The sequence below is a fragment of the Mycobacterium sp. ELW1 genome (assembly GCF_008329905.1).
Classification (GTDB): Bacteria; Actinomycetota; Actinomycetes; order Mycobacteriales; family Mycobacteriaceae; genus Mycobacterium.
Map to the genome: position 1 here is coordinate 3115499 of NZ_CP032155.1, position 25209 is coordinate 3140707.

Here is a 25209-nt window from a genome sequence, read left to right on the forward strand (position 1 = left end):
TCCCAAATCGAGCCGGGCTCAGGTCCGGTCTGTTCCTGATGTCACAGGGGATCCCGTACTGATGGGATCCGCGGCCTCGGTGACCATCCGCAGCACGTCGTCGGCGGACAAGGGCACGCTGAAGTAGAAGCCCTGCACCACATCACAGCCGAACTCGACGAGACGCGCGGCGACGTCGGCGTCTTCGACTCCCTCCGCGACGACGATCAAGCCCAGTTCGTGGGCGAGCGTGATCACCGCGTTGACGACGGTCGACACCCGGGCATCGTCCACAATCTGCACGACGAGCCGCCGGTCCAGCTTGACTTCGTCGACTGGCAGCTCGCACAGATAGGACAGGGTGGAGTAGCCAGTCCCAAAGTCGTCGATCGCGATGCGAATTCCACTGCGGCGCAACTGGTTCAGTACGTCGCGGGTACCTTCGATGTTGCCGAGCACCAGGTCCTCGGTGATCTCGACGGTCAGCGCACTGGCGGGCAGGTTTCGGTCATCCAACGCACGGCGGATGCGGGTGGGCAGATGCGGGTCGGCAAGCAGCGGTGCCGACATGTTGACCGCGATCGGCAGATGCACCGCGGCCTGATGCCACCCGTGCGCAGCGTCGAGCGCGGTGTTGATCACCAGATCGGTGACCGGGCGCATCAGACCGTGATGGCGGACGAGCGGCAGGAACTCGTCGGGGCTGAGCAGGCCGCGCCGGTGGTGCGGCCAGCGCACCAGGGCCTCGACACCCACCATGTGACCGGTGAGGAGGTTGAACTTGGGCTGGTATGCCAGCGTGAGCTCGACGGAGTCGATCGCCTGGCGCAGCTCGCCCAGCAGCTGGGCCGCGGCCTCATCCTCGGTGGACGGCGTGCTGCGGAACCGGTGGATCAGGCCGTCGTCGGAGGACTTGGCCAGCTGCAGATCGTGGGTGAATCGGTGCACACCGATGGTGCGGGTCTTCTTGGCCGCATACATGGCCGTATCGGCACGTTTGACGAGCTCTTCGGCCGATACTTCGGGTTCGTCGGCGCCCGCCACGGCCAGCCCGACGCTAGGTCTGATGAACAACTCCTGGCCATCGATGGCGAACGGCTTGTCGAAGGACTCTGCCACGCGCTGCGCGATCTGGTCGGCGTGCATGTGCTTGGGGTCGTCGTCGACGAGGACGACGAACTCGTCGCCGCCGAGACGGGCGACGGTGTCGCCGTTGCGGACGCAACCCAGGATTCGTTCACCAGCACGGTTCAGCAGCTCATCGCCGGCTGGATGCCCCAGCGTGTCATTGACGAGTTTGAAGTCGTTGAGGTCCAGGATGATCAGCGCCACCGCCCTGCAGTCCCGCTCGCGACGCTGCATCGCATCGTCGAGCCGGTCGGAGAACATGGCGCGGTTGGCCAGGCCCGTCAACGGATCACGCAGCGCCTGTTCGGCCACGGTGGCGAGCAGGCGGCGGTTTTCTCGCACCGCCAGGTACTGGCGGCCCAAGACGGCGAGCATCAGCAGCGTCCCGATGGTCCCTACCAGCGGCGTCTGAAAGACGGTGGCCGGTTCGGCGGCGGCGACGATGCCGGCCAGGAGAAGTGGCGCGTAGGGGAACCAGACCGACGCCCAGCCGGCCAGGTTGGCGTGTGTCCGTGGCCGGCGAACCTCGTCACGGCTGGCGGTGGCCGCCACCATGATGAGCATCAGGCCGGCGACCCATCCGATGTCGATCAGGTTTCCGCTGGAGTAGTCGTTCTTCGCCGACAGATAGGTAAAGCCGCTGTCGGACAGGGCGATGAAGACCATCGCGATGGTCAACAGTGTCGACACGCCGCGTTGATCGTCGGCAGCGCGCAGCAACGCCATCGCCGCGATGGTCAGGACCACCACATCCGACAGCGGGTAGGCCAGCGAGATGATCACCGCCGGCGCGCCATCGGACCTGGCGGAGTAGATCGGGTTCAGGATCGTCACCCAGCTCACCAGGAAGAGCGATCCGGCCACGATCACCCCGTCGAGCAGTGTCCGGGTCCGCGACTGACCGCTGTCGGCGGGGAACAGCAGCAGGCCCACGCAGAAGCCGACCGGCATGATCAGATAGGCCGCGTCGGCCAGTGAGGGGAACGGGGGTTCCTCGAGCGCGAGTTCGTAATAGGTCCACAGCACCTCGCCGAGCGCCCAGCCCACCATCCCGATCGTGATGGCAACCCATGCGGCTCGCAGCCTCCCGTGCACCGCTCGCGCGGCCAGGGCCGTGAAGACCGCCGCGGGAATCGTCAGCAGCACGAACACGATGTCGTCGACGGCTTTGACAGCCTCGCCGTGCGATCGCCCGCTGAGGACCCAGACGACGAAGGCCGCGAAGATCACCGAGCTACCGATCGCGACCCGGGCGGTCTTGGGCATCGCGGCCCCTTCCTGCACCGCCCGGTGGCACAACACCCGGGACAACGTAAAGCCGCAGTCAGAATAGCGGACTCGCAAAGGAGAGCAAAGGCAACCCACCGGGCAAACGCTGGCTTAAAGTCACATCAGTGCATCAGTAGCAACGTTTCGATCGTGCGTGGTCAGGATGGCGGCACGCGCGACCTCGGTCACGTGCGCTAGACATGTGCCCGTGGACATCGACGGAGCGGTGGCGGTGGTCACCGGAGCGGGCTCAGGCATCGGCAGGTCCGTCGCGGCGGCCCTGGCGGCGGGCGGCGCATCGGTTGTCGCCGGCGACATCGACGCGGATTCGGCCGCCGACACCGCTGCGATGGTCGGAGGCATCGGGGTGGCGGCGGACGCCTCGAGCGCGGACGGAATCGCCACCCTGCTCGACGCAGCACGTGAGACGTTCGGGCGAACCGACATCTACGTCGCCAATGCCGGCATCACCGGAGAGCCAGGACTCGGCGACGACGAAGCCGCCTGGGACCGCATCATCGACATCAACCTGCGCGCCCACATCCGGGCCGCCAAGGCGGTGATGCCGGAGTGGGTTGCGCGGGGCAGTGGACACTTCGTTGTCACCGCGTCGGCCGCTGGTCTGCTGACCCAGCTCGGCGCCGCCCCCTACAGCGTGACCAAGCACGCTGCCGTCGGGTTTGCCGAGTGGTTGGCGATTCGCTACGGCGACAACGGGATCGGTGTGAGTTGCGTGTGTCCGATGGGGGTGGATACGCCGCTGCTGCGGGGTATGGCGGACTCGCCGGAGGAAGAGATCCGAGTGGCCGGGTCCGCCGTCACGAGTGCGGGAGCGGTGATCGGCCCGGACGCCGTCGCCGCCCTCGTGGTGCAGGCCATCGTCGACGGGACGTTCCTTGTGCTACCGCACCCCGAGGTGCTGACCATGTACCGCCAGAAAGGCGCCGACTACGAGCGCTGGATCGCCGGTATGCGCCGCTACCAACGCACCCTGCGGTAGCTGGCCCGCGACGACGTTTCGAGCGCGACGGGGCGGGGTAACAGGTCGCCAACGTCGCAGACCGTCGGCGTCGCCCGCGAGACGAAGGAAACCTGATGATTCCGTTCATCTGCCCCTCTTGCGGGCAACTCGACATCGACAGCCCCGACTGCGCATCGTGCGCTAGCGTCACCAACGACGCCGCCTGAGGCCAACCGCGTGAATTACCGTGCCGCGAGCCACGGTTCGCGGGCGAACACGTCCTGCACCATCGGCCGGAAGAACTCGAGCGGTCGGTGTTCGAACTGCGCGTCGAAACAGTTCTGGTCGTAGCGCTCACAGAATTCCACCGCATCGTCGAACCATGGGTGGTCGCGATAGCGCTCCCGGGCGTCACGCACGCCGCCCATGTGAGGCGCGTAGTAGTACTGCTGAAATTCGGGGTGCACCCGGACAATCCAGGCGACCTGTTCCGATACGTACGGCGCCAGCACGGCGGCCGCGAACGCACCGTGGGCATGGGGCGCATACGTGTCGCCGATGTCGTGTAGCAGCGCAGCGACGACGTACTCGGCCGGGCGGCCGTCATCGAAGGCGCGGGTGGCCGACTGCAGGGAGTGCTCAAGCCGGCTGACCGGATAGGCCTGCTGTCCCTCGGCGAGAGCGTCGACCAACGCCAGCACACGATCGACCAGTCCGGCATTGTTGGCCGCCTCCGCACGCTCGATGAGCGCATAGTCCTGCGCGGTGCCTTCGGCCATGGTGCGGTAAGTGGCTCGGGTTGGCGCGCTCATCGTCAGCTCCTCTAGGACGGCGTCCGAACAAACCTAACCGGGTCGTGTTTCGGCTACGTGACGCAGCGAGCGCGCGGCTGGTGCCGTCAGGGATGAAGGTTCCACTGGCCGACGTCGGAGGCCAGGACGTCGTTGACGTCGACTTCCAGACCGCCGACCAGTGGGCCGGGGTTCGAGGCGGTGCTCACGATCCGCTGGTAGAGAACGGCGGCGGGGTGCACCCGGTTGCCGGACCACGCCTTGGTCTGCCAGGCCCACACCCGGTCAGGCGTGCTCGATCGGCCGATGACGCCGTCTGCCAACGCCCACTGACACACGTCGATACCGCCGTAGACCCCCGTGCGCTGGACTCCGAGCACCGAGTTGATTCCCCGAAACCATTGCAGTGCAACGCGATTCCACGTATCGCGATTGATGTCCTCATCGATGGTGAAGAAGACCGGCGCACTCTGCCCGCCGCCGGCGGCGGTGTGCAATTGCCAGGCGGTGCGCGCGTCGGCGACGCCGCCGGCGTAACCGCGCAGGAAGTCCGAGGGCGCTGTCCCGCCGGGCTTTCCGTACTGATAATTGCTGACGATCACCAGGCCCGCGGCCGTCAGCGACTGGGCGTAGGGCAGGGTGATCGGCTTCGCACCGAACGACGAGCCCGGACGCGACGTCGAGACGTAGTTGACCACCCCGGAATGCCCGGCGGCGCGGATGTGCTGCGCCGGGATTTGTTTGGCGGCAAAGTCGATCAGCGTGGGGGCCGCGGCGGCAGCTTCGGGCGTACCCCAACTCAGCGATGCGGCACCCAGGCCCGCCACTGCGCCGGCGTAGCGCAACGCGTCACGCCGAGTGACCGACCGTCGTACGGCCGGGGGCAAATCGTGCATCGCGCGATGTTAACGATGTGACTGCCGTGAATGGTGTTCCCACGCTGATTGTTGTGCGTTTCAGCTCAAGATGAGCTTCGATCGTTACGCTAGGGCCGCAGAATCGCGGCGGGGGAGACGGTTTCGACGAAGCCGCGTCCCGCCGCCGCGAGTTCCTCATCCGCGGTGGCCAGCGCGTCTGCTTGCAGCTGAGTCAACGCGATGTATTCGGTTCGGTAGGTATCCGGCCAGTTCAGCGTGGCAGCGATCCGCCACGCGCGGTCCTGCAGAGCTCGATCGCCGAGCAGGCGGATTCGAAGTCCACGAATATCGTCGAGAAGCCTCCGGCCGGCACGTTCGTCGTACTCGCCTCGGCGCACCGAGCCGTACACGAGTGCGAGCGCCTGCGAGCGGAGCAGGGTGGGCGCGGTGAGACTGTGTCCCGGCGGGATGGACTGTCCGCCGGCCGCGAGGTCGATGGCCACCTGTGCGTCGATGACGAAAACTGTCATGGGAACACCGTCGCACGACGGTGCTCCCGCTCATCGGTTCATCGATGGACAGCTGCCGTTGTTGGCCGGCCGCAGGCCGATCATGCTGGCCTGCAGGGTGCCGCTCGCATCCTTGGTGCCTCGCGCGATGACGCACGTGCCTTGCGCGATTGCCTGGACGTCGGCGGCGGCGCGCTTGGTGTAGATGGTGGTACCGGACAGGGTGACGTTGGTGGGTGTGGTGCTTCCCGCCACCGTCACGACCAGCGTGCTGCCACTGACCGAGGCCACCGTGCCGCGCACGCCACCGTGACCGGAGGAGGGCGGCGCCACCCCGAGTGGCGGGCCACTGACCGAGGCCACCGTGCCGCGCACGCCACCGTGACCGGAGGGCGCGCCAGGCGCAGTGGGGGCGGCGGAACCGGCCTGTTGCCGAGCGCCTGCGAAGCACTGGCCGTCTCTGGGTGCGCTGACCGATATCGCGGCCGCAGTCACCGATCCGTCCGGCGCCGGGCTGCTGCCACGGGTCGGACGCACAGCCACACAGCTGCCGACGGTGACGTCGGTGACCGCGGCAGGGGTCACTTCGGAGACCTTCGTCGCCGAGGTGAAGCCCACGGTGGATGTGACGTTCTTGTCGCTGACCGCGAACGTGTCGCCGGTGACCGAAGTGATGAGCCCAGACACGTGGTCTTTGCCGACGCCTTTGGCCGGTACGGAACCCGAAGTCGTCGGCGCCGTCGCGCTCGTCGACCCCGCAGCTTGTGTCGAGGAGGTCGCGGCGGTGGGAGAGGAGCCACATGCCGCCAGTGACAGGGCGGTGAGGCCGATGAGGATCGGCACCGCACGCCGACGCCGCGTCGGTGATTCCGGAACGGTGAGAGTCATGCGTCCACAGTCGGCCGCCGAACTTGGACTGACCTTTACAGCCCGCGTGAGTGAGCTGTGCGCGGCGGCTACCGCGGATAGCCTCGCCGCACGGCCCGCTCGAGGATGCCGAGTGTCGCGCGTAATGCCGGCTCGCCGACGATCGGGAAGATCTTGGCGTCGCGCCAGTGCTGATCGATGTCGGACCAGTCGTAGAACGACGTGACCGCGGTACCGCCGTCCGCCGGCTCGAGCCGGTAGCCGTACACATGCCCGATGTCGGGCTTCAGCTGGCCGAAGATCGTCCAGGCGATCAGCCTGTCCTGTTCGAATTGCGTGATCGACACGGTGACGTCGTATTTGCCCAATGGGTAGTCGTTGAGCGATTCGCGGTCCATGTGCACAACGAAGCTGTCGCCGACCGCGCCGACAGATGACCCGTCGGCGTCCTGCAACATGCCGGTGGCATCGATCGCGACGTGCCCCTGCGGATCGCAGAGGACCGCGAAGATGTCCGCGGCCGGCGCGGGGATGATTCGTTCAACCTCGATGCGTTCGCTCACCACTGGATCCTGTCACGTGCGGTACCCACCCAGTAGTGGCCTGGTGTAGCCCGAACGCCGAACGGGCACTTCATGGGCGTGGTGACCCCGGCCGATTGGTTCCTGACCCGTGACGAGCGAGGTAACCCCGCCACCTGGATACCGGCATGGTCGGAGGGCAACCGCGCCGAACCGCTCATTCACGGTGCCACCTATTTCCAACGGCTGGTCGCCGAAGTGGAGGCGCTACGTGCGGGCGACTATGTCTTCTTCACCGACTGGCGTGGCGACCCCGACGAACTCCTGCGCGACGGCGGGCCGACGATCCGGGATTTGTTCTGCCAGGCCGCAGAACGCGGCGTGGTGGTCAAGGGCCTGGTGTGGCGATCGCATCTGGACAAGTTTCAGTACAGCGAGGAGGAGAACCAGCATCTGGGCGAGGCCATCGAAGCCGCCGGCGGCGAAGTGCTGTTGGATCAGCGCGTGCGGGTGGGCGGATCGCATCACCAGAAGCTGGTCGTGATTCGGCATCCCGAAGCGCCCCAACGCGATATCGCATTCGCCGGTGGCATCGACCTGTGCCATTCCCGCCGCGATGACGAATCGCACGAGGGCGACCCGCAGGCGGTGCAGATGGCCGAATGCTATGGGAGCACTCCGCCATGGCACGACGTGCAGCTGCAGATCCGCGGGCCGGCCGTCGGGGTACTCGACACCACCTTCCGGGAACGCTGGAATGATCCAACGCCGCTCGACGCGTTGTCGCCGGTCGCCTGGGTGATGGACAAGTTGCGGGGCGCGGACCTCTCGGCGGACCGACTACCGGAACAACCACCAGATCCGCCGGCGTGTGGACCTCACACCGTGCAGGTCCTGCGCACTTACCCGGATGCGCACTTCCGGTACGCCTTTGCGCCCCGCGGGGAGCGCAGCATCGCCCGCGCGTACAACAAAGTCGTACCCCGCGCGCGCCGGCTGATTTACGTCGAGGACCAGTATCTGTGGTCGGCACGGGTGGCCACCTTGTTCGCCGACGCACTGCGCACCAACCCCGATCTCCATCTGGTGGCGGTGATCCCGCGCCACCCCGACGTCGACGGCCGGCTGCAACTGCCGCCGAACCAGGTCGGTCGCTGGCAGGCGATTGCGACCTGTCAGGCCGCGAGTCCTGAGCGGGTACACATCTTCGATGTCGAGAATCACCAAGGCACACCGGTGTACGTGCACGCGAAGGTGTGCGTCATCGATGACACCTGGGCCTGCGTCGGCAGCGACAACCTGAACCGGCGGTCCTGGACCCACGACAGCGAATTATCTTGTGCGGTAATGGATTCCGACGGTGAGTTCGCTCGCGATGTGAGGCTGCGGCTGTTACGTGAGCATCTGGACCGGCCGGCTGATGGGAGTGCGGACGGAAATCTGGTCGACCCGATCACAGCGGTACGTGACATCACCGCGACGGCGGAGGCGCTCGACGCGTGGTACCGGTCGGGCTGTCAGGGGAGAGGCCACCGGGGCGCTTGCGCCCGCACAAGCCGGAGCGTCTCGGCTGGCGAACCCGCGTATGGGCAGAACCCTTGTACCGCTTGATCTACGACCCGGACGGACGCTCCTACCGCGATCGGCTACGCAATCGACTGTAGAACAGCTTGGGGTTAAAGCTTCGCTTACGCGACACTGCTGACGATCGCGATCACCAGCCCGAGGAGCGTCAGCAACCCGACCATCACCGTGGCGGCGATCGCCCGGCCCCGTCGGTGTCGACGTACGTCGTAGATCGCCACTGCGATGCCGGCAAAGATCAACGCTGCGTAGGTCGCCAGTCCAACCGTCAGCGCCGCCGTTGACGCGGCGCTGGCCAGGATCACGTTGTGCACGCCGTGAAGCCTACGGTGCGACGGAAGCATCGCGACGCCTGGCGGGTTCGAGGCTCACGGATGCCGGTGGAGACATCCATGCAGGACAGAAGATCGAGGTATCAGAGACCGAGGTCAGACAGGCTCGGATGATCTGCCGGTCGTGGCGCGTTCCGGTCCCAGAAGAACTTTCGCTCGCCTTCATCGATCTGCACATCGTTGATGCTGGCGTGGCGATGTGTCATCAAGCCGTGCTCATTGAATAGCCAGTTCTCGTTGCCGTAGGCGCGGAACCATTGACCCGAATCGTCGTGGTACTCGTAGGCGAAGCGGACCGCGATGCGGTCGTTGCTGTGCGCCCACAGCTCTTTGATGAGTCGGTATTCGTGTTCGCGGTCCCACTTACCGCTCAAGAATTCGACGATCTGTGCACGGCCTGTCACGAACACGGAGCGGTTACGCCAGACGCTGTCGACCGAATATGCCTGCGAGACGACCTGCGGATCGCAGGTATTCCAGCCGTTTTCAGCCAGCCGGACCTTCTGTGCAGCCGATTCATCGGTGAACGGTGGGACTGGAGGCTTGGACGTGATTGCAGAGGTCATGGTCATGGTCGTCTGTCACTTTCGAAGGTTGATCGAGTGGGGATGCCTATGTAGACAACCCTGTCTACATGTACGCAACAGTAACCCACGTAGACAGGTTTGTCTACACCAACCGGGTGCATCTGTGGACAGCTCTGTCTACACTGGTGGCGTGAGCATCGCCGAGACTCTGGATCCGCAGATCGATGTGCCGGCCCTCCCGGCCCGGGAGCGGATACTCGCCACCGCGTACCGACTGTTCTACCGCGAGGGAATTCGGGCTACCGGTATCGACAAGGTGATAGCGGAAGCCGGGGTCACCAAGGTGACGTTCTATCGTCACTTTCCAAGCAAAGACGCACTGATCTTGGCGTACTTGGAACTGCGACATCAGCGTTGGATGGACTGGTTTGTCGATGCGCTCGATCGCCACGCCGCCAATCGTCGCCGGTCCCCGGTGGTAGCTGCGGTCGAGGAGTGGCTGACGGCGGACTCCTTCCGTGGGTGCGCCTTCCTGAACAGTGTTAGCGAGATCGGCGCCGAACTGCCCGAGGTTCACGCCATCACGACTCGGCACAAGGCAGACATGGTCGCGGCGATCAAGGCGACCCTTCCGCCGGGCGCGAACCGAACCCGGACCGCACAAGCGCTGGGTGTGGCTGTTGATGGTGCCGTCGTGGAGGCGCAGTATCAGCACAACGCCACGTCGGCGGTGAAAGCACTGGCGACGATCGCGTCAGCTGTTACAGCAGTGTCTCGCTGAACAGATCCAGCACCGCCCGCCATGCCCGGGCCGCATGCAGGGGGTGATGCTCCACGCCGGGCACGGTGGCCATGGCGTGGGTTGTGCCACCGGTCAATGAGCCGTCAGGTTGTGTCGGGGCGGCCCAGAAAGCGTGCTTGGCCCCGCCGTAAATGTTGACGCGCCAGTCGATTCCGGCGTCCTGGAGCGCGCTGGTGAACGTCAACAGTTGGTCGGGGGTGCACAGTGGGTCGTCGGAGCCTGTGCACAACAAGTAGGCTCCGTGCGCATTCACCCAATCGTCGGTGCGGGCGGGCGGCAGGCCCGGATGGATGGCGGCGAGGGCCGTGAAAGGCACTCCAGCGCTGGCGAGTTCGAGGACGATTCGGCCGCCCGCACCGTAGCCGAGCGCCGCGAGCCGCTCGCGGTCCGCGCCGGGTACCGCGAGCAGGATGTCGAGCGCAGCGCTCCCAATGGCGCGCATCCGGGTGGGATCGGCCATCAGGGGCATGACCCGATCCAGCATCGCATCCGGCTCGCCGAAATACGTTCGGCCGGCATGGTAATCCATTGCAAGAGCGACGTAGCCGCGCTTGGCGAGGTCGTCGGCGCGGCCGCGTTGATAGCCCTCGAGTCCGATTCCGTCGTGTCCGATGAGCACCGCCGGCCACGGACCCTGGCCGTCGGGCAGCGACAGGTGGGCGACCATCGTCAGCCCGTCGGCGTCGTAGGTGACTTCGCGCGTGACGACCATGTGCTCACACTAGGCAACTCCATAGCCCGTGGGGAACGCGTTCACGTTCAGCGAACCGACTGTGCGTCATAAACCGTTGGTGGCGAAACAGTTTGATCACGTCCTATCTGACGCAGCAGTGAATTGGGTGGAATGCGAGAGGGGAGAGGTGCTGACTGCTGGCCAGATCGTCACCGGCGGCAGCGGCCTCGCTCATGTTCCCCGTAGGCATTCGAGGTGGTAGTTGTTGGTGGTGGACGTGGGAGCGATAGCCGAGTGCGTCGCAGCCCTGGGCGGGCGCGGCGGTGACAAGTGGCGACAGTTCGGCGAATGTCGAATCGACGGCACCTGAATCGTCATGACTATGACGACACACCCGACGTGAGGACGAATCCATGCGCTACTGCCTGTTGATGCACTACGAAGAGGGATCCTCGGTCGGCTTGACCGAGGCGGATATGGCTCCGGCCATGGCAGCCTTCGCCGCCTACGCCGACGACCTATCCGACGCCGGGGTCCTGATCGCCACCGAGGTCCTGGACGTGGTGGCCAACACCACGACCGTGACAGCGCGGGGAGGGGCGCCGGAGATCCAGGACGGCCCCTTCGCCGACACCAAGGAGAAGCTCGGCGGCATCTTCGTGATCGAGGTGTCGGACCTGGACGAGGCGCTGGCGTGGGCCCGGCGGAATCCTGCGAACGGTTGGGGATCGATCGAGATCCGGCCCGTGGCGCGGACGTACGCCCCCGGCCGCGGGTGGTACCAGCCCTGAGCGGCCGCCAGTCGCGGGCGGTGGAGGCGGCCGCGTCGATCACCCGCGATTCCTACGGACGGCTGCTCGCCGTTCTCGTCGCTCCCGGTCGCGACCTGGTGGCGGCCGAGGATGCGTTGGCCGACGCCCTCGAGCGGGCCCTCATCCGCTGGGACGTCGATGGCGTACCCACCAATCCGGAGGCGTGGATCCTCACCGTGGCGCGCAACCGCCTACGAGACCTGTGGAAGTCGTCGGGGTACCGATTGACTTCGCCGCTGGGGGACACCGACCGGGTTGCCGAGGAGATCGACGCCGCCGAGATTCCCGACCGTCGGCTGGAGCTGATGCTGGTGTGCGCCCATCCGGCCATCGCTCCAGCGGTGCGGACGCCACTGATGCTTCAGACCGTGCTGGGGATCGACTCGGCAGCCATCGCCACTGCTTTCGCTGTCGAACCCGCCGCGATGGCACAACGTCTGGTGCGGGCGAAGCGGCGCATCCGCGACACCGGCATACCCTTCGCGATACCCGGGCGCGATGACCTGGCGCCCCGGCTGTCGGCGGTCATGGAGGCCGTGTACGGGGCGTACGCGATCGACCGGCACACAGAGCTCGGCGGCGGACCGGTCGAATCCCTGTCGGCGGAAGCACTTCATCTCGCACTGACGCTGGCTGAGTTGGTGCCCGACGAACCCGAAGTGCTGGGGCTCGCGGCGCTGGCGTGCCTCGCGGAGGCTCGACGTCCGGCTCGTACGGACGCCGACGGAGTCTTCGTGCCACTCGACGAGCAGGATCCGTCGGCGTGGGACCGTTCGCTGCTCGACCGCGGAGAGGATCTGCTGGCGCGGGCTCATCGATGCGGTCAGCCCGGTCGGTTTCAGTACGAGGCGGCCATTCAATCCGCCCATTGCAGCCGCGCATTCGGACGGGCGGTGAATCCCGAGGTGGTGCGAAAGCTGTATCGGGCACTGGTCGCGGTTGCGCCGTCGCTGGGTGCGCGAGTGGCGCTGGCGGCGCTCGACGGCGAGATCGACGGCCCGCTGGCGGGTCTGACGAGTCTGGATCGGCTCGACGCCGAGAATTTTCAGCCGGCCTGGGTGGTCCGCGGACACCTCATGACGACAGCCGGTCACGCGGCGGAAGCGACTGCCGCATACAGTCGCGCGGTCGCGCTGACGACTGATCCCGCCGTGGTGAAACATCTGGCCACACGTGTCCGGTCTCAATATTGCTGTCACCCGCCACCTGCAGAAATGCCAAGTCACTGAGACGATTGCGGTCCCGATTGTCTCAATCAAGTTGTCATTTCCGTAATGGCGACAGTGTCCTCGTGAGTTGTGGTCCCCGGGGCTGATCAACTCCACGGTCCCGTGGCGTGGTCGGTGTTTCCGGCGATGTCATCGCCAACCTCGAGCTGCTTTTCATCCTCTACAACATCCTCGGCAGAAAGCTGTACGCATTTCGGGATGGCTACTCGACGGATATCGACCGGCTGTCATGGGATTGGATATCAGGCTGTCGGCGCCGCGGTTCACGAGATCAGGGAGACCGCCGACGGTGTCACGGTGAGCGGACCGATTCAAAGGGCTTGCGCCACAACGATACCGGTTGGGGTGCGACGCTGACCGCTCGGGCCGACACGATCCCGAACCTGGCTTCTGAACGTTTCGACTCCGATACCGAGCAGCCCGCCGAAGCCTTCGGCTACCCCAAGTGCGTGGTGATGAATACCAGAGTCACCCGAAAGCCCGGGGGCATCGTCGCGTCGGTGATCAACATCCCCGAGCCCGTCGGTCCCAACGCCATAAGGCTCACCTGCGAGCAGAACAGGGCGCCGGGGCGCGCGCCGGAAGGCCATGGGCTGCTTGACATCCTGACATGACGGAGGTCGCCGAGAAGATCATCGACGACGACACTGGTTGTTGTTGCAGTGTCGCTCAGCCAAATAACCGGCGAGCCACTGTGCACCAAGCTATTGCGCTTGAATCTGAAGGCGTCATCACCGCAGATGGAGTACTGGAGATGGTCACCCCACACCGGTCCAGGGGGCTATCGCGGACGAGCGCCGTCCATCCGCCGTTGTCGGCGGCCGAGCCGCCGGGCCACTACCTGTTGCCCTGGGCCCGTCAGCTCCCCGATGACACTGTGCCTACCAGTGACCGCCATCAGCACGGCTTCCGCCGGTCCGGTCAGTTCTGGCCCCTTGCCGTGACTCCAGTCCAGGTCAGTCGTTGTCAGGCGTACGCCGCGGGCGAGGTGCCAACCCGGCAGCTCAGGGGTGCGCAGACTGTCGCCCAGCACACAACGCAGCCGTTCGGCCGGGATCTGGCGCGGCAGATCGAGCGGGCGGCGAATGTCTTGATGATGGACAGTGACGTCGAGCAGCGCGAGCCGGCCGCCGAAGGACGTCGCCAGCCCCTGCGGCCGCAGCCGAGCCTGCACCCGCTCGAGGAGCTCGTCGGTGCTCAGGGATGCGAGTTCGTTGACCCATACCTGATTGGCGTCAACGATCCGACCGCGGACGACACGACCAAGCAAGCTGAGCAGGCTGACGCCGTCGAAGCCGATGACATGAGCGACCACGTCCCGCACCCGCCAGCGTGCACACAGTGACTGCGCCTCCCACTGCTCGGGCGTCAGCGTCGCCAGCAGACCGACCAGGTCTGTCCGCTCGGCGGTGGCCATCTCGAGACCGTCCACGAGATCAACTCTTCCTCACGCCGACGCCGATTGGTCACATCGTGACCGCCGGTCGCAAAATGATGATGACGCCAGTGTCGTCCGGCCTCCGTGAAGTTGTTTGCCGTATTAGCGACCAATCGATGCCTGCCCCCGCCTCCTCTGTAGCCAGGAGCACCCCGTCGCCCCAGGTGGCCCGTGGCCGACCCGGGAGGCCAGGTATCGGCCCGCGCTGAGCTTGTCTAATTCCCACACCTGGGTCTCCCGATGCACCGAGGCTTCTGACGCCCACTCGGTTCGGTAGCGGAGATTCGTGCCCATATCTCACCAGCGCAAACACGGGAGTTGGACGGTTCGCGCCCCGTGCCGCTGCCTTACGTTGATCCGTACCAAGAAGCAAGGCGACTCATAGCTGAACTTGTCGGTTTTCGACTACTTGTCGACGGCGGCGACGACGGGGTTGCTCTCGTGCCCAGGATCTCGGCGACGATCCCCTTCCTTCTTGGGCTGGTCAGCGTGCTCGGGCGGTGTTGTTCCTGGCTCATCTGGCTCGCCGAATTGGTGTCGCAACCATGTTGCGCGATGTCCACCAGGACGCCAGCGCGACGGTCCGGATCGTAACCAGCCAACGCGAAGAGACCCATCTCCGCCCGGCGATCCCCACCCCGCCTCACGGTGCCGTCGCTCTGACCGCGCCGTCGTCGGGCTTCCTTGCCAGCATCGATGAGTCCGAATTATTCTCTGCTGCAACCAGAGCCGAGGCATGCCTGGTCATCGATTCTCATCGGGCAGCTCCTTCATAGAGGGCGTGGCGGTCGGGGCGACGTGGTCGGAACATAGCCAGCTTGACGCTGGGGCCGTCGATCGGCTCCAAACTGCCGTCAACCATGCCATCCGGATCGGGTATGAGCGCACCGCCGCGCAAGACGTCGGCTACGGTCTTCGGCAGCTCACCGACGTTGCAAATAAGGCACTCTCGCCCGGTATCAACGACCCGACCACGGCAATCCATGCGCTCGGCCACATCTCCGCTCTCCTGTGCCAACTGGCCTCCCGTGAGCTCGGCCCGGTGCTGTTGCGCGACGACGATGACCGGGTGCGGGTAGTGCTGCACCGACCCAACCTTGGCGATTTGCTTGATCTCTCGATCACCCAGCCCCGCCGGTACGGGTCATCTGATCCCCAAGTGATGATGCGACTGTTCCGGCTACTCGAAGACTCGTGGATGACACAGCGCTCTTGCGGGCGCAGCTTCACCGGTTGCGGGCGACTGTCACAAGTCTGATTCGACGACACCGCGATCTTTCATCTGGGCGAGACGGGGCGGCGAGTCGACCTCGCCCTGAACTCGTCCACCGCAGCTGCCGCGACCACCCTTGCGTGACCTCTGAAACGCGACCCGAGGGCGAAATCATTGCGCGTGAGGCGAACTGCGCAGAAGCGGGTATACCCGGTTCCACCGCACCACCTATGAAGGAGCAGCAGAAATGATCGGAACCATTCTCGGTGCCATCCTGGTCGGCCTGGTCGTCGGCGCATTGGCGCGGCTGATCATGCCCGGCAAGCAGAACATCGGCGTGATCATGACGGTGCTCCTCGGAGTCGTCGGCTCGTTCCTCGGGACCTGGGTGACCTACAAACTCGGCTATTCCAACGCAAACGGCGGTTTTGAGATCATTCCCTTCCTCGTCGGGATCATCGTCGCGATCGTCCTGATCGCTGGCTACCTCGGCATCACCGGACGCCGCCACACCACCCGGTAGGCGCGCCCTGATTTGCAACTTCGACCGATAGCGCTCATACGGTCGAATACCGGTTATGTGAAACCAGTGCCTCGACCCACCGCCGCACGGTGACGTCGATCTCCGTGGCAGCAAATGCGGCGACCACCACGGCCTCATTGTTCGTCTACTGTCGTATGGCGCCACCCATGCGCCACATCATGTTCCGACTTCCTACTCTGGGCCGAATCGCGGCCAGTTCGACGACGACTGGGACGCACGAGTCGATTTGCCTTGCAGGAACTAGCTTTTGACTCTGGTAGGGTTGCCATGGCCGGTTCGCGGGGCCACCCCGGCCGAGTAGAGTGGACAGCACCTCGTATCGGCGCTGACCATCGCAGTGCGCCGCGGTCAGCTGGTCGCCACACCCGCCCTTTGCGCGATGAGTTGGCGCTCAGGAGCCGGCAATTCGCTCAGGCGTTTCCACGGGGATAGGCAAACGGGCATCTTATCCCTGCGGAACGTGATATGACATGCAGGTTCGGACAAGATTGAGGCACGCTCGCCGTTTTGAGCATCGGTCAGAACATCGTGGTGAGGAGTTCTAGGCATGGCAAACAAACGGGCGCAATCGATTTCACCGTCAAACGTGGACGCATCACGGCAGGGACTGATCGGAAGGGGCTGGCTCCAGGGCGTCGCCCTAGTGATGATCTTCGGCTTCTTCGTGATGGGCATCCTGGCCTACCGCACCTACACGGCGTCAATGCCGCTGCCGGACAAGGTCGTCACGCAGTCCGGTGACGTGTTGTTCACCGGCGAGCAGATCACTCACGGGCAGGAGCTCTTCCAGGCGAGGGGACTCCAGGAGTACGGCTCGGTCCTCGGCCATGGCGCCTATCTCGGTCCCGACTACACCGCTGACTACCTGCGGATGGCCACTGACGACGTCACCGCTCAATTTCGGGCCGAAGGGGTTCCCGATCCCAAAGAGCAGGTCATCAAGGAGTTCCGGACCAACCGCTACGACAAATCCACCGGCACTCTGGTGTTCACCGATCACCAAGCCGCCGCGTTCGAAAACATCCAGCGCCACTACGCGGCCTATTTCGGCGAGAACTCCACCAAGTACGGGCTGCTGCCGGGTCTCATCACCGATAAGGCCCAGATCCGCGATCTCACCGCGTTCTATGCGTGGACAGCGTGGGCTGCGGCCGCCGAACGTCCCGGGCACAGCTACAGCTACACCAACAACTGGCCCGCCGAGGCTCGAGTCGACAACGGGCCGACCGCGCCGATGGTGGTCTGGTCGGCCCTGTCGCTGATCGTGCTACTTGGCGGCACCGGCATCATGTTCGCGGTCTACGGCCGGTGGAGTCAGAAGATCGGCTGGCACGGCACTGAGACGTCGACGCTGTCGTTTCGGCAGCCCGGCGAGGTGACGCTCACCCCCGCGCAGCGGGCCACCGTGTGGTTCTTTGCGATCGTGGCGGTGCTGTTCCTGGCCCAGGCTCTGGTCGGCGCCGCAGCCGAACACTATCGGGCAGACCTGTCCACCTTCTTCGGCCTCGACCTGGCCCGCATCCTCCCGTACAACCTGGCTCGAACCTGGCACGTGCAATTGTCGTTGTTCTGGACCGCGGCGGCGTTTCTGGCCGGCGGAATCTTCCTCACCCCCTTCATCGCCCGGCGTGAGCCGCATCGCCAACATTGGCTGGCCTACGGTTTGCTCGGTGCGGTCGCACTGGTGGTTTTCGGCTCGCTGATCACCGAGGCACTGTCCATCTATGGGGTGGTGCCGGAAGGTTCAGTGTTTTCTCAGCAGTGGGAGTACCTGGACCTGCCTCGGATTTGGCAGGTTCTGCTGATCGTCGGAATGTTCCTGTGGATCGCGATCATCTGGCGCGGCATGCGGGCGCGGCTCAGAGGCGAGTCGAAGTCGAACATGCCCTGGCTTTTCTTTTTCTCGGGACTGGCGATCCCGATGTTCTATGCAGTCGGGGTGCTCGCCGCCAGCGACACCCACTTATCCGTCGCGGAATTCTGGCGGTTCTGGGTGGTGCACCTGTGGGTCGAGGACTTCCTCGAACTGTTCACCACCGTGATGGTCGCCTACATCTTCGTGCTGCTCGGCGTGGTGCGTGAACGCATCGCTCTGGGCATCATCTTCCTCGACATCATCCTGTACTCCGCAGGTGGCGTAATCGGAACGATGCACCACCTGTACTTCTCCGGAACCCCGGTCGAGCACATGGCGATGGGGGCGTTCTTCTCGGCGGCCGAAGTCATCCCGCTGACCTTCTTGACCGTCGAGGCCTGGGCCTTCCTGCAACTCGGTTCTCGGCAGCAGTCGGCTGACGCGAAACCGTTCCCGCACCGGTGGGCGGTGATGTTCCTGGTTGCGGTCGGATTCTGGAACTTCCTCGGTGCTGGCGTCTTCGGCTTCCTGATCAACCTGCCGATCGTGTCCTACTACGAGATCGGCACGGCGCTCACGGCAAACCATGCGCATGCGTCGATGATGGGTGTTTACGGGATGCTTGCCGTCGGACTGGCGATGTTCGCGTTCCGTTACGTCATCCCGGCCGAGAAGTGGCCGGAAAAGGCTGCCCGGCTGTCATTCTGGTGCCTCAACATCGGATTGGCGTGGATGGTGTTCGCGACCCTGCTCCCGTTGGGGATCCTGCAGCTGTACCACTCGGTGAGCGACGGATACTACGAGGCACGCACACTGGGTTACATCACCCGCCCCGGCAATTCGTTGCTGGAGTGGCTGCGGCTGCCCGGCGACCTGGTGTTCATCGTGGGCGGCGTCCTGCCGTTCCTCTGGATCGCCTGGCTGGCGGTTCGGTACTTCCGCGGCAGCGGCAGCATTCAGGAACTGCCCGAGAACCCGCTCTACACCGAGATCGGCGTCGGCTCAGCCGCGTCGGCCAAGGAGTGAACGTGGCCGCGCCGGCGACTGCGGTGTGGCTGGTGGCCGCCTACTCCCTGGCGCTCGTAGCCATTGCGTGGGGATTTGATCTGATGGCGCGCAAATCCTCGGCGCGGGCTGCGCGCTGGCGCACGGGGCAGTTCGTCTACCGCGCCGATCACGACGCCTGGGTGTGTCCGGAGGACCAGTGGTTGTGGCCGACGTCGTTCGACCCTAAGAATCGTGTGATGCGCTACCGAGCGCAGCCGATCGTGTGCAACAGCTGCCCGGTCAAGTCGAGTTGCACCACCTCGCACCATGGCCGCGAGATCAGCCGCGAGGTCGACCCGTGGCCGTTCTCCGAGGCGGGGTTGTTTCATCGGGGTATTGCCTGCGTGGTGGCCGGTCTTGCTCTGGTGTTGCTGCTCGGCATGCTCATCGGCCGGCATTCGCCAGCGGATGTGCTGGTGCTTCTGGGTACGGCGCTGGTGGTGATCGCCGCGACGGTGCCGCTGGCGCGCCATCTGTGGACCACCCCGTCCAATGCACCGGCTCATCTTCCGCATCGGTCGTTGCACGAGGACGCGGTCGCTGCCGCTATCGACCGGTACTCCACCCGCTGGGGTAGCGATGACAGAGCAAAAAAAGCCGCCCCCAAAGAGGACCCAGCACAGTGACGACGATCGTCTTTGCCGTCCTCGGTGCGGTCATCGTGCTCGCCGTCCTGGCGTATTTGTCACTGTCGGTGCTGCGCGAGTACGAACGGGGCGTGGTGTTCCGAATGGGCCATCTGCGCCCGCTGTATCAGCCGGGCCTGGTGTTCCTGTTTCCTCTGTCGGACAAGATGATCAGAGTCGATCAACGGGTGGTGACGCTGACGATTCCGCCGCAAGAGGTCATCACAAAGGACAACGTGCCCGCGCGGGTGAACGCCGTAGTCATGTTCCAGGTGACAGATCCGATGAAGGCGATTATGGCTGTGGAGAACTATGCAGTCGCCACCTCGCAGATCGCGCAGACAACGCTGCGCTCGCTGCTGGGCCGTGCCGATCTGGACACCTTGCTGGCGCACCGGGACGACCTCAACGCGGATCTGCGGACGATCATCGACAAGCAGACGGAACCCTGGGGCATCGAAGTTCGGGTAGTCGAGATCAAGGACGTGGAGATCCCGGAGTCGATGCAACGGGCAATGGCCCGCGAGGCCGAGGCCGAACGTGAGCGTCGCGCAAAGGTGATCAACGCACGCGGTGAGCTTCAAGCGTCCGAGGAGTTGAGCCAGGCGGCCGCGACGTTGTCGAAGAACCCGGCATCGCTGCAGCTGCGCTATCTGCAGACACTATTGGAGCTTGGCGCGGATCAGAATTCGACGGTGGTCTTCCCGCTGCCGGTAGACATCATCACGCCCTTTCTCAAGAACCCGGGAGCGCTTCGGGGCATTGTTAACTCGATGAACGACGAGGAATGAGCTTTACGACACCAGGCCTTGTTTAATCAATCAGTCGCGTGCCACAGGGCAGGGTCGTCGCCATTGTTGTCGACCTTCGCGTTGAAGGTGAGCATCGTTTCGTTGGTGAGGTTCGGATTCAGCCGGGCGAAGTGGCGTATTCCCACCGAATGAGTCCCGCTGATGTGCACCCGTTGCTTCGAGCCGTGGACAAGACCGTGTCCGCTGGCACGATCGTAGGTCAAGCCAACACGAAGTACCGCAGCCACAGATAGGGCGCGGCGATTGCGATGGCCAAGGCGGTGACGATGGCACCCTTACGAGTGAATTCCCAGAAACTCATGGGGTGGCCTTCGCGGGCAGCAATGCCGAGCATGACGACGTTGGCACTGGCTCCGATGGCGGGGAGGTTGCCGCCGAAATCGGCGCGCCCGCTGCGAGCGCCCACCGGAGCGCTTGCGACTGAGCGGGATCGGAGATTCGCCCAATTGTCTTCATTCTCAACCACTTGGCCACGTCACCACAGCGGACACAAGCGCAGGATGACCATCAACCGACCGACAATGACAAGAGCCTGCAAGCGTCTGTCCGCCCCGGCGCTGGCATTGACGTAGACAGACACCACGCCGAGATTGTCAGTGCGCAGCGGATTTCACGGCTGGCCCACCAAGCTGTGGTCGGGTTGTCGGACAAAGGGATCCTCCGTCTGATTCCCATCGATGCAGGGCAATTGGGGTCAGCGGGCGCTCCACTGCGCTGTCGTCGTCGATTCCGAGTAGTTGGTCGGGGGTCGATGAATCGAGGGCGCTGGAAGCAGTCGTGACCACGGTGTAGGCGTGTGTGGCTTCGGTGTATGGGGGCACCACGAGCAGGGTCAACTTCCCGAACTGAAGCCCGAACACTGAGATGACGTTGGGGGTGTCGTTGCTGGAGTCCATCAATACGGCCCTACCGGGAGGCTGGACGTGTTGGGATGTTGGGGACCAATCACATTCGTTGTATTGCACGCGTTCAATCGCGCCGAACCGCGACGACAGTGCCGCGAGCAGAGGTGGAAGTTCGGCTGCTAGCTGCGTTGATCGTGGCCACCATGCTCCTTGCACAAATCCGCAGGTTTGGTGTGCGGGTTTCAACTGCAGTCGTGGGGTTTCGATGGCCGGTCGGCGCGTTTGTGCAGCTCTAGTTGCCATACTTTCCATCGTTGTTGTCATTGTGTTGCCTTCCTGTAGTCGTTGTGGGACGGCGTTACTGGAGCTTCTTGGCGTTCTGCGTGGTCTTTCGGCTTCAGCGGCACGGACAATGCGATGACCCAAGAGGCGTCCCGCCGGTTTGGTTGGTGATGTCAACTGGCTGGGTTGACATCACCGAGGGCCTAACGGCGTAGGCAGTTCTTCGCGGGCTATTCGTGAGGCGCGACGGATGTTGGTCGTCGTCAGTGGTCATCGCGCCCGTAGGACGGAAGCGACGAGCCACACCAGGGCAACGATGATAAATATGATCCCAACCGGGTCGACGTCGTCAAACAACATGGGATCGCAGCGTTTTCGTTCGCTTCGTGCTTATGGGGGCCGTGGAGACTGGCGCAGCACGGTTGTCGTTTTCCTGTGGGTGCGCCACGGGGGGACGGGCTCGCTGGGTCGCGAGCTTACCCAGTTGATCGCCGATGCCGAATCTGTCACCACGGCCCTGGTCAGGCGACGAGGCCTGCACCGGAGTCGAGGTGAGTTCGACGGTGGAGCGCGTGGGAGATCTCTGTGAGTGCGATCGGAAGGTGGCGGCGCGGACCAGTCTGATTTGGGCGAATAGCTTAGGTTCGTCTGATTTGAGGTCGCGGCTTCGGTGGTGGGCCTTATTGAGTTGGTCGTTCGGGGCGACGAGAATGGGGGTTGTAGGAGACACGTGACTTCCTCTTAACTGCCTGTGCGCGTGATCTTTTGGACGCTTTGAGATCTCAGCGCGCGACGGGCTGGTTCGGATCGGCTGTGTGAAGGCCGTAGGGCACTGCTTCGAGTAGTGTGACGGCCAGGGCGGGACCATTGGGCAGTCGGTAGGTGCGGCGTTGACCGGCGCGTGCGCCGGCAATCGCGGCGCCCAAAGGGGATTGGATGGAATAGACCACCATGTCGGCGTATTCCGCGCCGTGCACGCCCAACAGGAATGTGTCGGTGTCACCGGTCGCGTCGTAGCGGATAGTGACGACCATGCCGGGTTCGGCTATCCCGTCGTTGGGTGGGTCCTCGCCGACGACGGCGTGGATCAGCAGTTCATGAATCTGCTGAATCCTTGTCGCCCAAGCGCTTCGGACAGCGGCGGCGTTTTCATCTGTATCATCAGCGATGCCGGCGGAGAAGAGAAACTGCAGAGTACCTAGTTCCTGATTCAGCCGCTCATGAGCTTGCGCTGAGATCCATACGCGTGGGGTAGTGGGCATGTTAATTCCTTTTTCATCTCACCAGCGTGGTGATCGCGCGCGGTGTTGTCGTACTTGATGACTCGGTTGCATCCCGCTGCGGGTGTTGGGTTCCGACGCGGCGTTCGCTTTGCTGGGTTGGCACGGCGGGCATACGCCGATGGTCCTGGTCGCGACCAGATCGTGTGGTTGATCGCTCCCAACCCCATTAGGTGGCGGAGCGGGCGACGACGCGAGTTGTCGGTGGGCGTCTGGTTGTGCGGGCGCTGTCCGTTTGCTCGGCCTCAGGTCGTCGGCGAGCGTTGCGTTGTGGCGAGACAGACTGTGACCGAATAGGTTTCGGGGCGTGCATGCCGTAGGGCACCGCCGTGAGGAGCGTCACGGGTAGGTTGGTCCCACTGGGGATGGAGTAGGTGCGTTGTTCGCCGGGGCGTGCGCCGACGATGGCGCTGCCCAGCGGTGACTGTATCGAGTACACGTCGACGTCGACGTCTTCGACGCCACGCACGCCTAACAGGAATGTTTCGATCTCACCGGTGTCGTCGTATCGAACGGTTAGGACCATTCCTGGTTCGGCGATGCCGTCGTCGGGCGGGTCCTCGCCGACCACCGCATTGGTCAGCAAATCTTGTATCTGGCGGATGCGCGCTTGTCGCGCAGCGTAGTTCGTGACGAGATTTTCGTCGTAGTCCATCACGTCCTCAGGTCCTTCGGTGGTGGGGCGTGCACGCAGGGCGGCCAGTTCGGTCTGCAATCTTGTGTGGGCCTGTCGCGTCATCCACACAGGTTCGGTGCTAGTCATTTTGAGGTGGCTTCCTTTCATTGAGGCAGGGATGTCGTCAGGGGCGGGCCGTCGCAGAGCGCCGCCCCTGACGACTCGAGGGCCCTTGAGGGCCGGGAGTTCGGGGTCTTGGAGGGGTCAGCGGCCAGGTCGGCGCAGCGGGTCGAACTCGCGCAGAGCTTCGGGTTGCTTGCCGGTGGTGATGTATTCAGCCAGCAGTCGCCCGGTCACCGGGCCGTGCGCCAATCCCCACATGCCGTGACCCCCAGCGACGTAGATCCCTCGCGACACCTCACCGATCAAGTGCCGGCCATCGGGCGTGATCGGGCGCGGACCAACCCAGGTGTCATCGCGTTCGGCCCAGCGCACCCCGTCCAGCAAGGGGCTGGCAGAGGCGACGATGGCGTCCACCCGCGCTGGTATGGCTGCTTCGTACGGGTTGCGGAACTCCATGGTGCCCGACACACGCAAGGCGCCCTGGTATGGCGTGCAGGCCACCCGCACGTCGGGCAAGTAGATAGGGCTGGGTATGGGGCGTTCCACCGGCACCGTGAACGAGTAGCCGCGGCCGGCCAGCACGGGTACGCGCACGCGGGAGCCGGCCAGCCGAGACAACCATGCGCCGGTCGCGATCACCGCGGCGTCGGCGGTCAATATGTTGCCGCGCGAGTACACAGTGACCCCGCTACCCGAGCTAGAGACGTCGCTGACCTCCAGCGTGCGTATCGTTGCCCCCCGGTCGACGACCGCGTGACCCAGCGCGTGCACGAAGCGGCCCGGGTCGACAAAACGCTGGCCGTTGATGTTCAGCGCGGTGGTGATCGCCGATGATGCCAACGGCACTTGTTCGCGCAACGCCTCACCGGCCAGTGCGGTGACAGACATTGTCTGCCCGGCGGTTTCGAGGTGGCGAAGCTCACGCACCAAGCGCTCCGCGGCTTTGGTGGTGCGGAACAGCGCCGTGATCGGCGCGTCGGTCAGCGGCGCAGCGACTCCATTGGCGACGAGTACGTCGAAGGCCTCAAGGCTTTCCTCGTTCAGCGGCACGTTTGCCCGTACTGCGCGCTTCCATGACGATCGGCGGCAGTTGGCGGCGAAATGCATCAGGAAGATCCCGAGCGCGGAGTCAGCGGTTAACGGGATGTGCAGCGGGGCGGCGGGGTCGAGCATTGCGCGCAGGCCGTAGCGAAACACCTCCGGGGAGTTCAACGGAAGGGTCAGTGCCGGCGAGATCCAGCCGGCGTTGCCCCAGGATGCTCCGGCGGCCACGCCGGTGCGATCGACCACGGTGACATCGACTCCGCGTTCCTGCAGGAACCACGCCGTCGACAATCCGACGATGCCCGCACCGACAACGATCGCCGATCGCGGTCCGCCATCAATGCGCTCGACGCCGCCCATCACATGCCTCCACAGTTGACCTTTGGTTGTTATCTCCATGGTGGCGTGGACCGCACCCGCAACGTTTGCTGAATTCGGACAACCCGCCGATGCCCCGTTGTGCGTATCCGACAAAGCCGGTTGATAAGCGCTGGTGGCGCGCACGGCCGGTGGATTCAGGCTTGGGTGCGAGCACATGAATAAGGAGCGAGGTGGCACTTTATTTTTTCTGACGTATGGTCGGGTCAGGTGGTTGCCACTTCGAATAAGGGAGCGACAATGGCTGACAAATCTCCGGGCAAAA

25 protein-coding genes and 3 pseudogenes are annotated in these 25209 nt (G+C 64.6%); 12 read left to right on the plus strand and 16 right to left on the minus strand.

What is annotated here, in order from left to right; all coding sequences use genetic code 11:
* Positions 1 to 18 precede the first annotated feature (18 nt).
* Positions 19 to 2373, minus strand: coding sequence for a putative bifunctional diguanylate cyclase/phosphodiesterase (locus D3H54_RS14635; RefSeq protein ID WP_286199246.1), 2355 nt, complete (start codon positions 2371 to 2373; stop codon positions 19 to 21).
* Positions 2374 to 2584: 211 nt separating this feature from the next.
* Here D3H54_RS14635 and D3H54_RS14640 point away from each other — a divergent pair, with 211 nt between their 5' ends.
* Positions 2585 to 3376 (plus strand): SDR family oxidoreductase, encoded by a 792-nt coding sequence (locus tag D3H54_RS14640; protein WP_149379641.1) that lies wholly within the window; start codon positions 2585 to 2587, stop codon positions 3374 to 3376.
* A 203-nt stretch (positions 3377 to 3579) separates the two neighbouring features.
* Here D3H54_RS14640 and D3H54_RS14645 read toward each other — a convergent pair whose 3' ends face one another.
* From D3H54_RS14645 to D3H54_RS14665, 5 genes are all read right to left on the minus strand, one after another.
* Positions 3580 to 4149: an HD domain-containing protein gene (locus D3H54_RS14645; protein ID WP_149379642.1), complete on the minus strand. Its 570-nt coding sequence runs from the start codon at positions 4147 to 4149 to the stop codon at positions 3580 to 3582.
* An 86-nt stretch (positions 4150 to 4235) separates the two neighbouring features.
* On the minus strand, positions 4236 to 5024 hold the full coding sequence (locus tag D3H54_RS14650; protein ID WP_149379643.1) for a DUF1906 domain-containing protein: 789 nt from the start codon (positions 5022 to 5024) through the stop codon (positions 4236 to 4238).
* Between the two features lie 89 nt (positions 5025 to 5113).
* Positions 5114 to 5515, minus strand: coding sequence for a type II toxin-antitoxin system VapC family toxin (locus tag D3H54_RS14655; RefSeq protein WP_149379644.1), 402 nt, complete (start codon positions 5513 to 5515; stop codon positions 5114 to 5116).
* A gap of 30 nt (positions 5516 to 5545) precedes the next feature.
* A complete protein-coding gene (locus D3H54_RS14660) occupies positions 5546 to 6382 on the minus strand; it encodes a DUF5666 domain-containing protein (protein WP_149379645.1) in 837 nt (278 codons plus the stop codon).
* Between the two features lie 68 nt (positions 6383 to 6450).
* Complete coding sequence (locus D3H54_RS14665) at positions 6451 to 6924, minus strand: SRPBCC family protein (protein ID WP_149379646.1); 474 nt, start codon at positions 6922 to 6924, stop codon at positions 6451 to 6453.
* 72 nt (positions 6925 to 6996) lie between these two features.
* Here D3H54_RS14665 and D3H54_RS14670 point away from each other — a divergent pair.
* Positions 6997 to 8546: pseudogene (locus D3H54_RS14670) on the plus strand (phospholipase D family protein).
* 24 nt (positions 8547 to 8570) lie between these two features.
* On the opposite strand, the gene D3H54_RS14675 reads toward D3H54_RS14670, so the two are convergent.
* Complete coding sequence (locus tag D3H54_RS14675; protein ID WP_149379647.1) at positions 8571 to 8780, minus strand: hypothetical protein; 210 nt, start codon at positions 8778 to 8780, stop codon at positions 8571 to 8573.
* Positions 8781 to 8881: 101 nt separating this feature from the next.
* The gene (locus D3H54_RS14680) at positions 8882 to 9370 is read right to left on the minus strand and encodes a nuclear transport factor 2 family protein (RefSeq protein ID WP_149379648.1); all 489 of its coding nucleotides are present in this window, start codon (positions 9368 to 9370) and stop codon (positions 8882 to 8884) included.
* A gap of 145 nt (positions 9371 to 9515) precedes the next feature.
* On the opposite strand from D3H54_RS14680, the gene D3H54_RS14685 reads away from it, so the two are divergent.
* Entirely contained in the window at positions 9516 to 10106 is a 591-nt protein-coding gene (locus D3H54_RS14685) for a TetR/AcrR family transcriptional regulator (protein WP_149379649.1), read from the plus strand.
* Here D3H54_RS14685 and D3H54_RS14690 read toward each other — a convergent pair.
* Entirely contained in the window at positions 10087 to 10839 is a 753-nt protein-coding gene (locus D3H54_RS14690) for a dienelactone hydrolase family protein (RefSeq protein ID WP_149379650.1), read from the minus strand. The genes D3H54_RS14685 and D3H54_RS14690 overlap by 20 nt on opposite strands.
* Before the next feature lie 374 nt (positions 10840 to 11213).
* On the opposite strand from D3H54_RS14690, the gene D3H54_RS14695 reads away from it, so the two are divergent.
* From D3H54_RS14695 to D3H54_RS14705, 3 genes are all read left to right on the plus strand, one after another.
* Positions 11214 to 11591 carry a YciI family protein gene (locus D3H54_RS14695; RefSeq protein ID WP_149379651.1) on the plus strand — a complete coding sequence of 126 codons (378 nt, stop codon included), beginning with the start codon at positions 11214 to 11216 and terminating at the stop codon, positions 11589 to 11591.
* Positions 11592 to 11653: 62 nt separating this feature from the next.
* Positions 11654 to 12841, plus strand: a complete 1188-nt coding sequence (locus D3H54_RS14700; RefSeq protein WP_149383551.1) for an RNA polymerase sigma factor — start codon at positions 11654 to 11656, stop codon at positions 12839 to 12841.
* Between the two features lie 107 nt (positions 12842 to 12948).
* Positions 12949 to 13455: a hypothetical protein gene (locus D3H54_RS14705; protein WP_149379652.1), complete on the plus strand. Its 507-nt coding sequence runs from the start codon at positions 12949 to 12951 to the stop codon at positions 13453 to 13455.
* A 167-nt stretch (positions 13456 to 13622) separates the two neighbouring features.
* On the opposite strand, the gene D3H54_RS14710 is transcribed toward D3H54_RS14705, so the two are convergent.
* Positions 13623 to 14273 (minus strand): maleylpyruvate isomerase family mycothiol-dependent enzyme, encoded by a 651-nt coding sequence (locus tag D3H54_RS14710; protein ID WP_149379653.1) that lies wholly within the window; start codon positions 14271 to 14273, stop codon positions 13623 to 13625.
* Positions 14274 to 14779: 506 nt separating this feature from the next.
* Between D3H54_RS14710 and D3H54_RS32180 the strand changes: the two genes are divergently transcribed.
* From D3H54_RS32180 to D3H54_RS14740, 6 genes are all read left to right on the plus strand, one after another.
* Positions 14780 to 15055: a DUF2254 family protein gene (locus tag D3H54_RS32180; RefSeq protein ID WP_168214867.1), complete on the plus strand. Its 276-nt coding sequence runs from the start codon at positions 14780 to 14782 to the stop codon at positions 15053 to 15055.
* On the plus strand, positions 15016 to 15537 hold the full coding sequence (locus D3H54_RS14720; RefSeq protein WP_149379655.1) for a DUF2254 family protein: 522 nt from the start codon (positions 15016 to 15018) through the stop codon (positions 15535 to 15537). Before D3H54_RS32180 ends, D3H54_RS14720 begins: the two co-directional genes overlap by 40 nt.
* A 202-nt stretch (positions 15538 to 15739) precedes the next feature.
* Positions 15740 to 16015: a GlsB/YeaQ/YmgE family stress response membrane protein gene (locus tag D3H54_RS14725; protein ID WP_149379656.1), complete on the plus strand. Its 276-nt coding sequence runs from the start codon at positions 15740 to 15742 to the stop codon at positions 16013 to 16015.
* A gap of 568 nt (positions 16016 to 16583) precedes the next feature.
* Entirely contained in the window at positions 16584 to 18917 is a 2334-nt protein-coding gene (locus tag D3H54_RS14730; RefSeq protein ID WP_149379657.1) for a nitric-oxide reductase large subunit, read from the plus strand.
* A gap of 2 nt (positions 18918 to 18919) precedes the next feature.
* A complete protein-coding gene (locus tag D3H54_RS14735; protein WP_149379658.1) occupies positions 18920 to 19564 on the plus strand; it encodes a hypothetical protein in 645 nt (214 codons plus the stop codon).
* Positions 19561 to 20355: a slipin family protein gene (locus D3H54_RS14740; protein WP_149379659.1), complete on the plus strand. Its 795-nt coding sequence runs from the start codon at positions 19561 to 19563 to the stop codon at positions 20353 to 20355. Before D3H54_RS14735 ends, D3H54_RS14740 begins: the two co-directional genes overlap by 4 nt.
* Before the next feature lie 26 nt (positions 20356 to 20381).
* Here the strand turns inward: D3H54_RS14740 and D3H54_RS32355 are convergent, their stop codons facing one another.
* The 6 genes and pseudogenes from D3H54_RS32355 to D3H54_RS14765 all read right to left on the minus strand — a co-directional run bounded on the left by D3H54_RS32355 (position 20382) and on the right by D3H54_RS14765 (position 24926).
* Positions 20382 to 20579: a hypothetical protein gene (locus D3H54_RS32355; RefSeq protein WP_168214732.1), complete on the minus strand. Its 198-nt coding sequence runs from the start codon at positions 20577 to 20579 to the stop codon at positions 20382 to 20384.
* Positions 20576 to 20781, minus strand: a pseudogene (locus D3H54_RS14745) (hypothetical protein); the annotation flags it as partial. The pseudogene D3H54_RS14745 and the gene D3H54_RS32355, both read right to left, overlap by 4 nt.
* A 188-nt stretch (positions 20782 to 20969) precedes the next feature.
* Positions 20970 to 21545, minus strand: a complete 576-nt coding sequence (locus D3H54_RS31800; protein WP_353620023.1) for a DUF5994 family protein — start codon at positions 21543 to 21545, stop codon at positions 20970 to 20972.
* Between the two features lie 740 nt (positions 21546 to 22285).
* Complete coding sequence (locus D3H54_RS14755; RefSeq protein WP_149379660.1) at positions 22286 to 22765, minus strand: GreA/GreB family elongation factor; 480 nt, start codon at positions 22763 to 22765, stop codon at positions 22286 to 22288.
* Positions 22766 to 23090: 325 nt separating this feature from the next.
* Positions 23091 to 23546: pseudogene (locus D3H54_RS14760) on the minus strand (GreA/GreB family elongation factor); the annotation flags it as partial.
* Between the two features lie 117 nt (positions 23547 to 23663).
* Complete coding sequence (locus tag D3H54_RS14765) at positions 23664 to 24926, minus strand: NAD(P)/FAD-dependent oxidoreductase (RefSeq protein ID WP_149379661.1); 1263 nt, start codon at positions 24924 to 24926, stop codon at positions 23664 to 23666.
* Positions 24927 to 25209 lie beyond the last annotated feature (283 nt).

Coding starts and splice junctions, on each gene's coding strand:
- D3H54_RS14695 (WP_149379651.1), top strand. CDS start 11,214: ATGCGCTACTGCCTGTTGATGCACTACGAAGAGGGATCCTCGGTCGGC.
- D3H54_RS14725 (WP_149379656.1), top strand. CDS start 15,740: ATGATCGGAACCATTCTCGGTGCCATCCTGGTCGGCCTGGTCGTCGGC.
- D3H54_RS14720 (WP_149379655.1), top strand. CDS start 15,016: ATGCCTGGTCATCGATTCTCATCGGGCAGCTCCTTCATAGAGGGCGTG.
- D3H54_RS14690 (WP_149379650.1), bottom strand. CDS start 10,839: ATGGTCGTCACGCGCGAAGTCACCTACGACGCCGACGGGCTGACGATG.
- D3H54_RS14635 (WP_286199246.1), bottom strand. CDS start 2,373: ATGCCCAAGACCGCCCGGGTCGCGATCGGTAGCTCGGTGATCTTCGCG.
- D3H54_RS14765 (WP_149379661.1), bottom strand. CDS start 24,926: ATGGGCGGCGTCGAGCGCATTGATGGCGGACCGCGATCGGCGATCGTT.
- D3H54_RS14755 (WP_149379660.1), bottom strand. CDS start 22,765: ATGCCCACTACCCCACGCGTATGGATCTCAGCGCAAGCTCATGAGCGG.
- D3H54_RS14660 (WP_149379645.1), bottom strand. CDS start 6,382: ATGACTCTCACCGTTCCGGAATCACCGACGCGGCGTCGGCGTGCGGTG.
- D3H54_RS14730 (WP_149379657.1), top strand. CDS start 16,584: ATGGCAAACAAACGGGCGCAATCGATTTCACCGTCAAACGTGGACGCA.
- D3H54_RS31800 (WP_353620023.1), bottom strand. CDS start 21,545: ATGACAACAACGATGGAAAGTATGGCAACTAGAGCTGCACAAACGCGC.
- D3H54_RS14645 (WP_149379642.1), bottom strand. CDS start 4,149: ATGAGCGCGCCAACCCGAGCCACTTACCGCACCATGGCCGAAGGCACC.
- D3H54_RS14680 (WP_149379648.1), bottom strand. CDS start 9,370: ATGACCATGACCTCTGCAATCACGTCCAAGCCTCCAGTCCCACCGTTC.
- D3H54_RS14650 (WP_149379643.1), bottom strand. CDS start 5,024: ATGCACGATTTGCCCCCGGCCGTACGACGGTCGGTCACTCGGCGTGAC.
- D3H54_RS14655 (WP_149379644.1), bottom strand. CDS start 5,515: ATGACAGTTTTCGTCATCGACGCACAGGTGGCCATCGACCTCGCGGCC.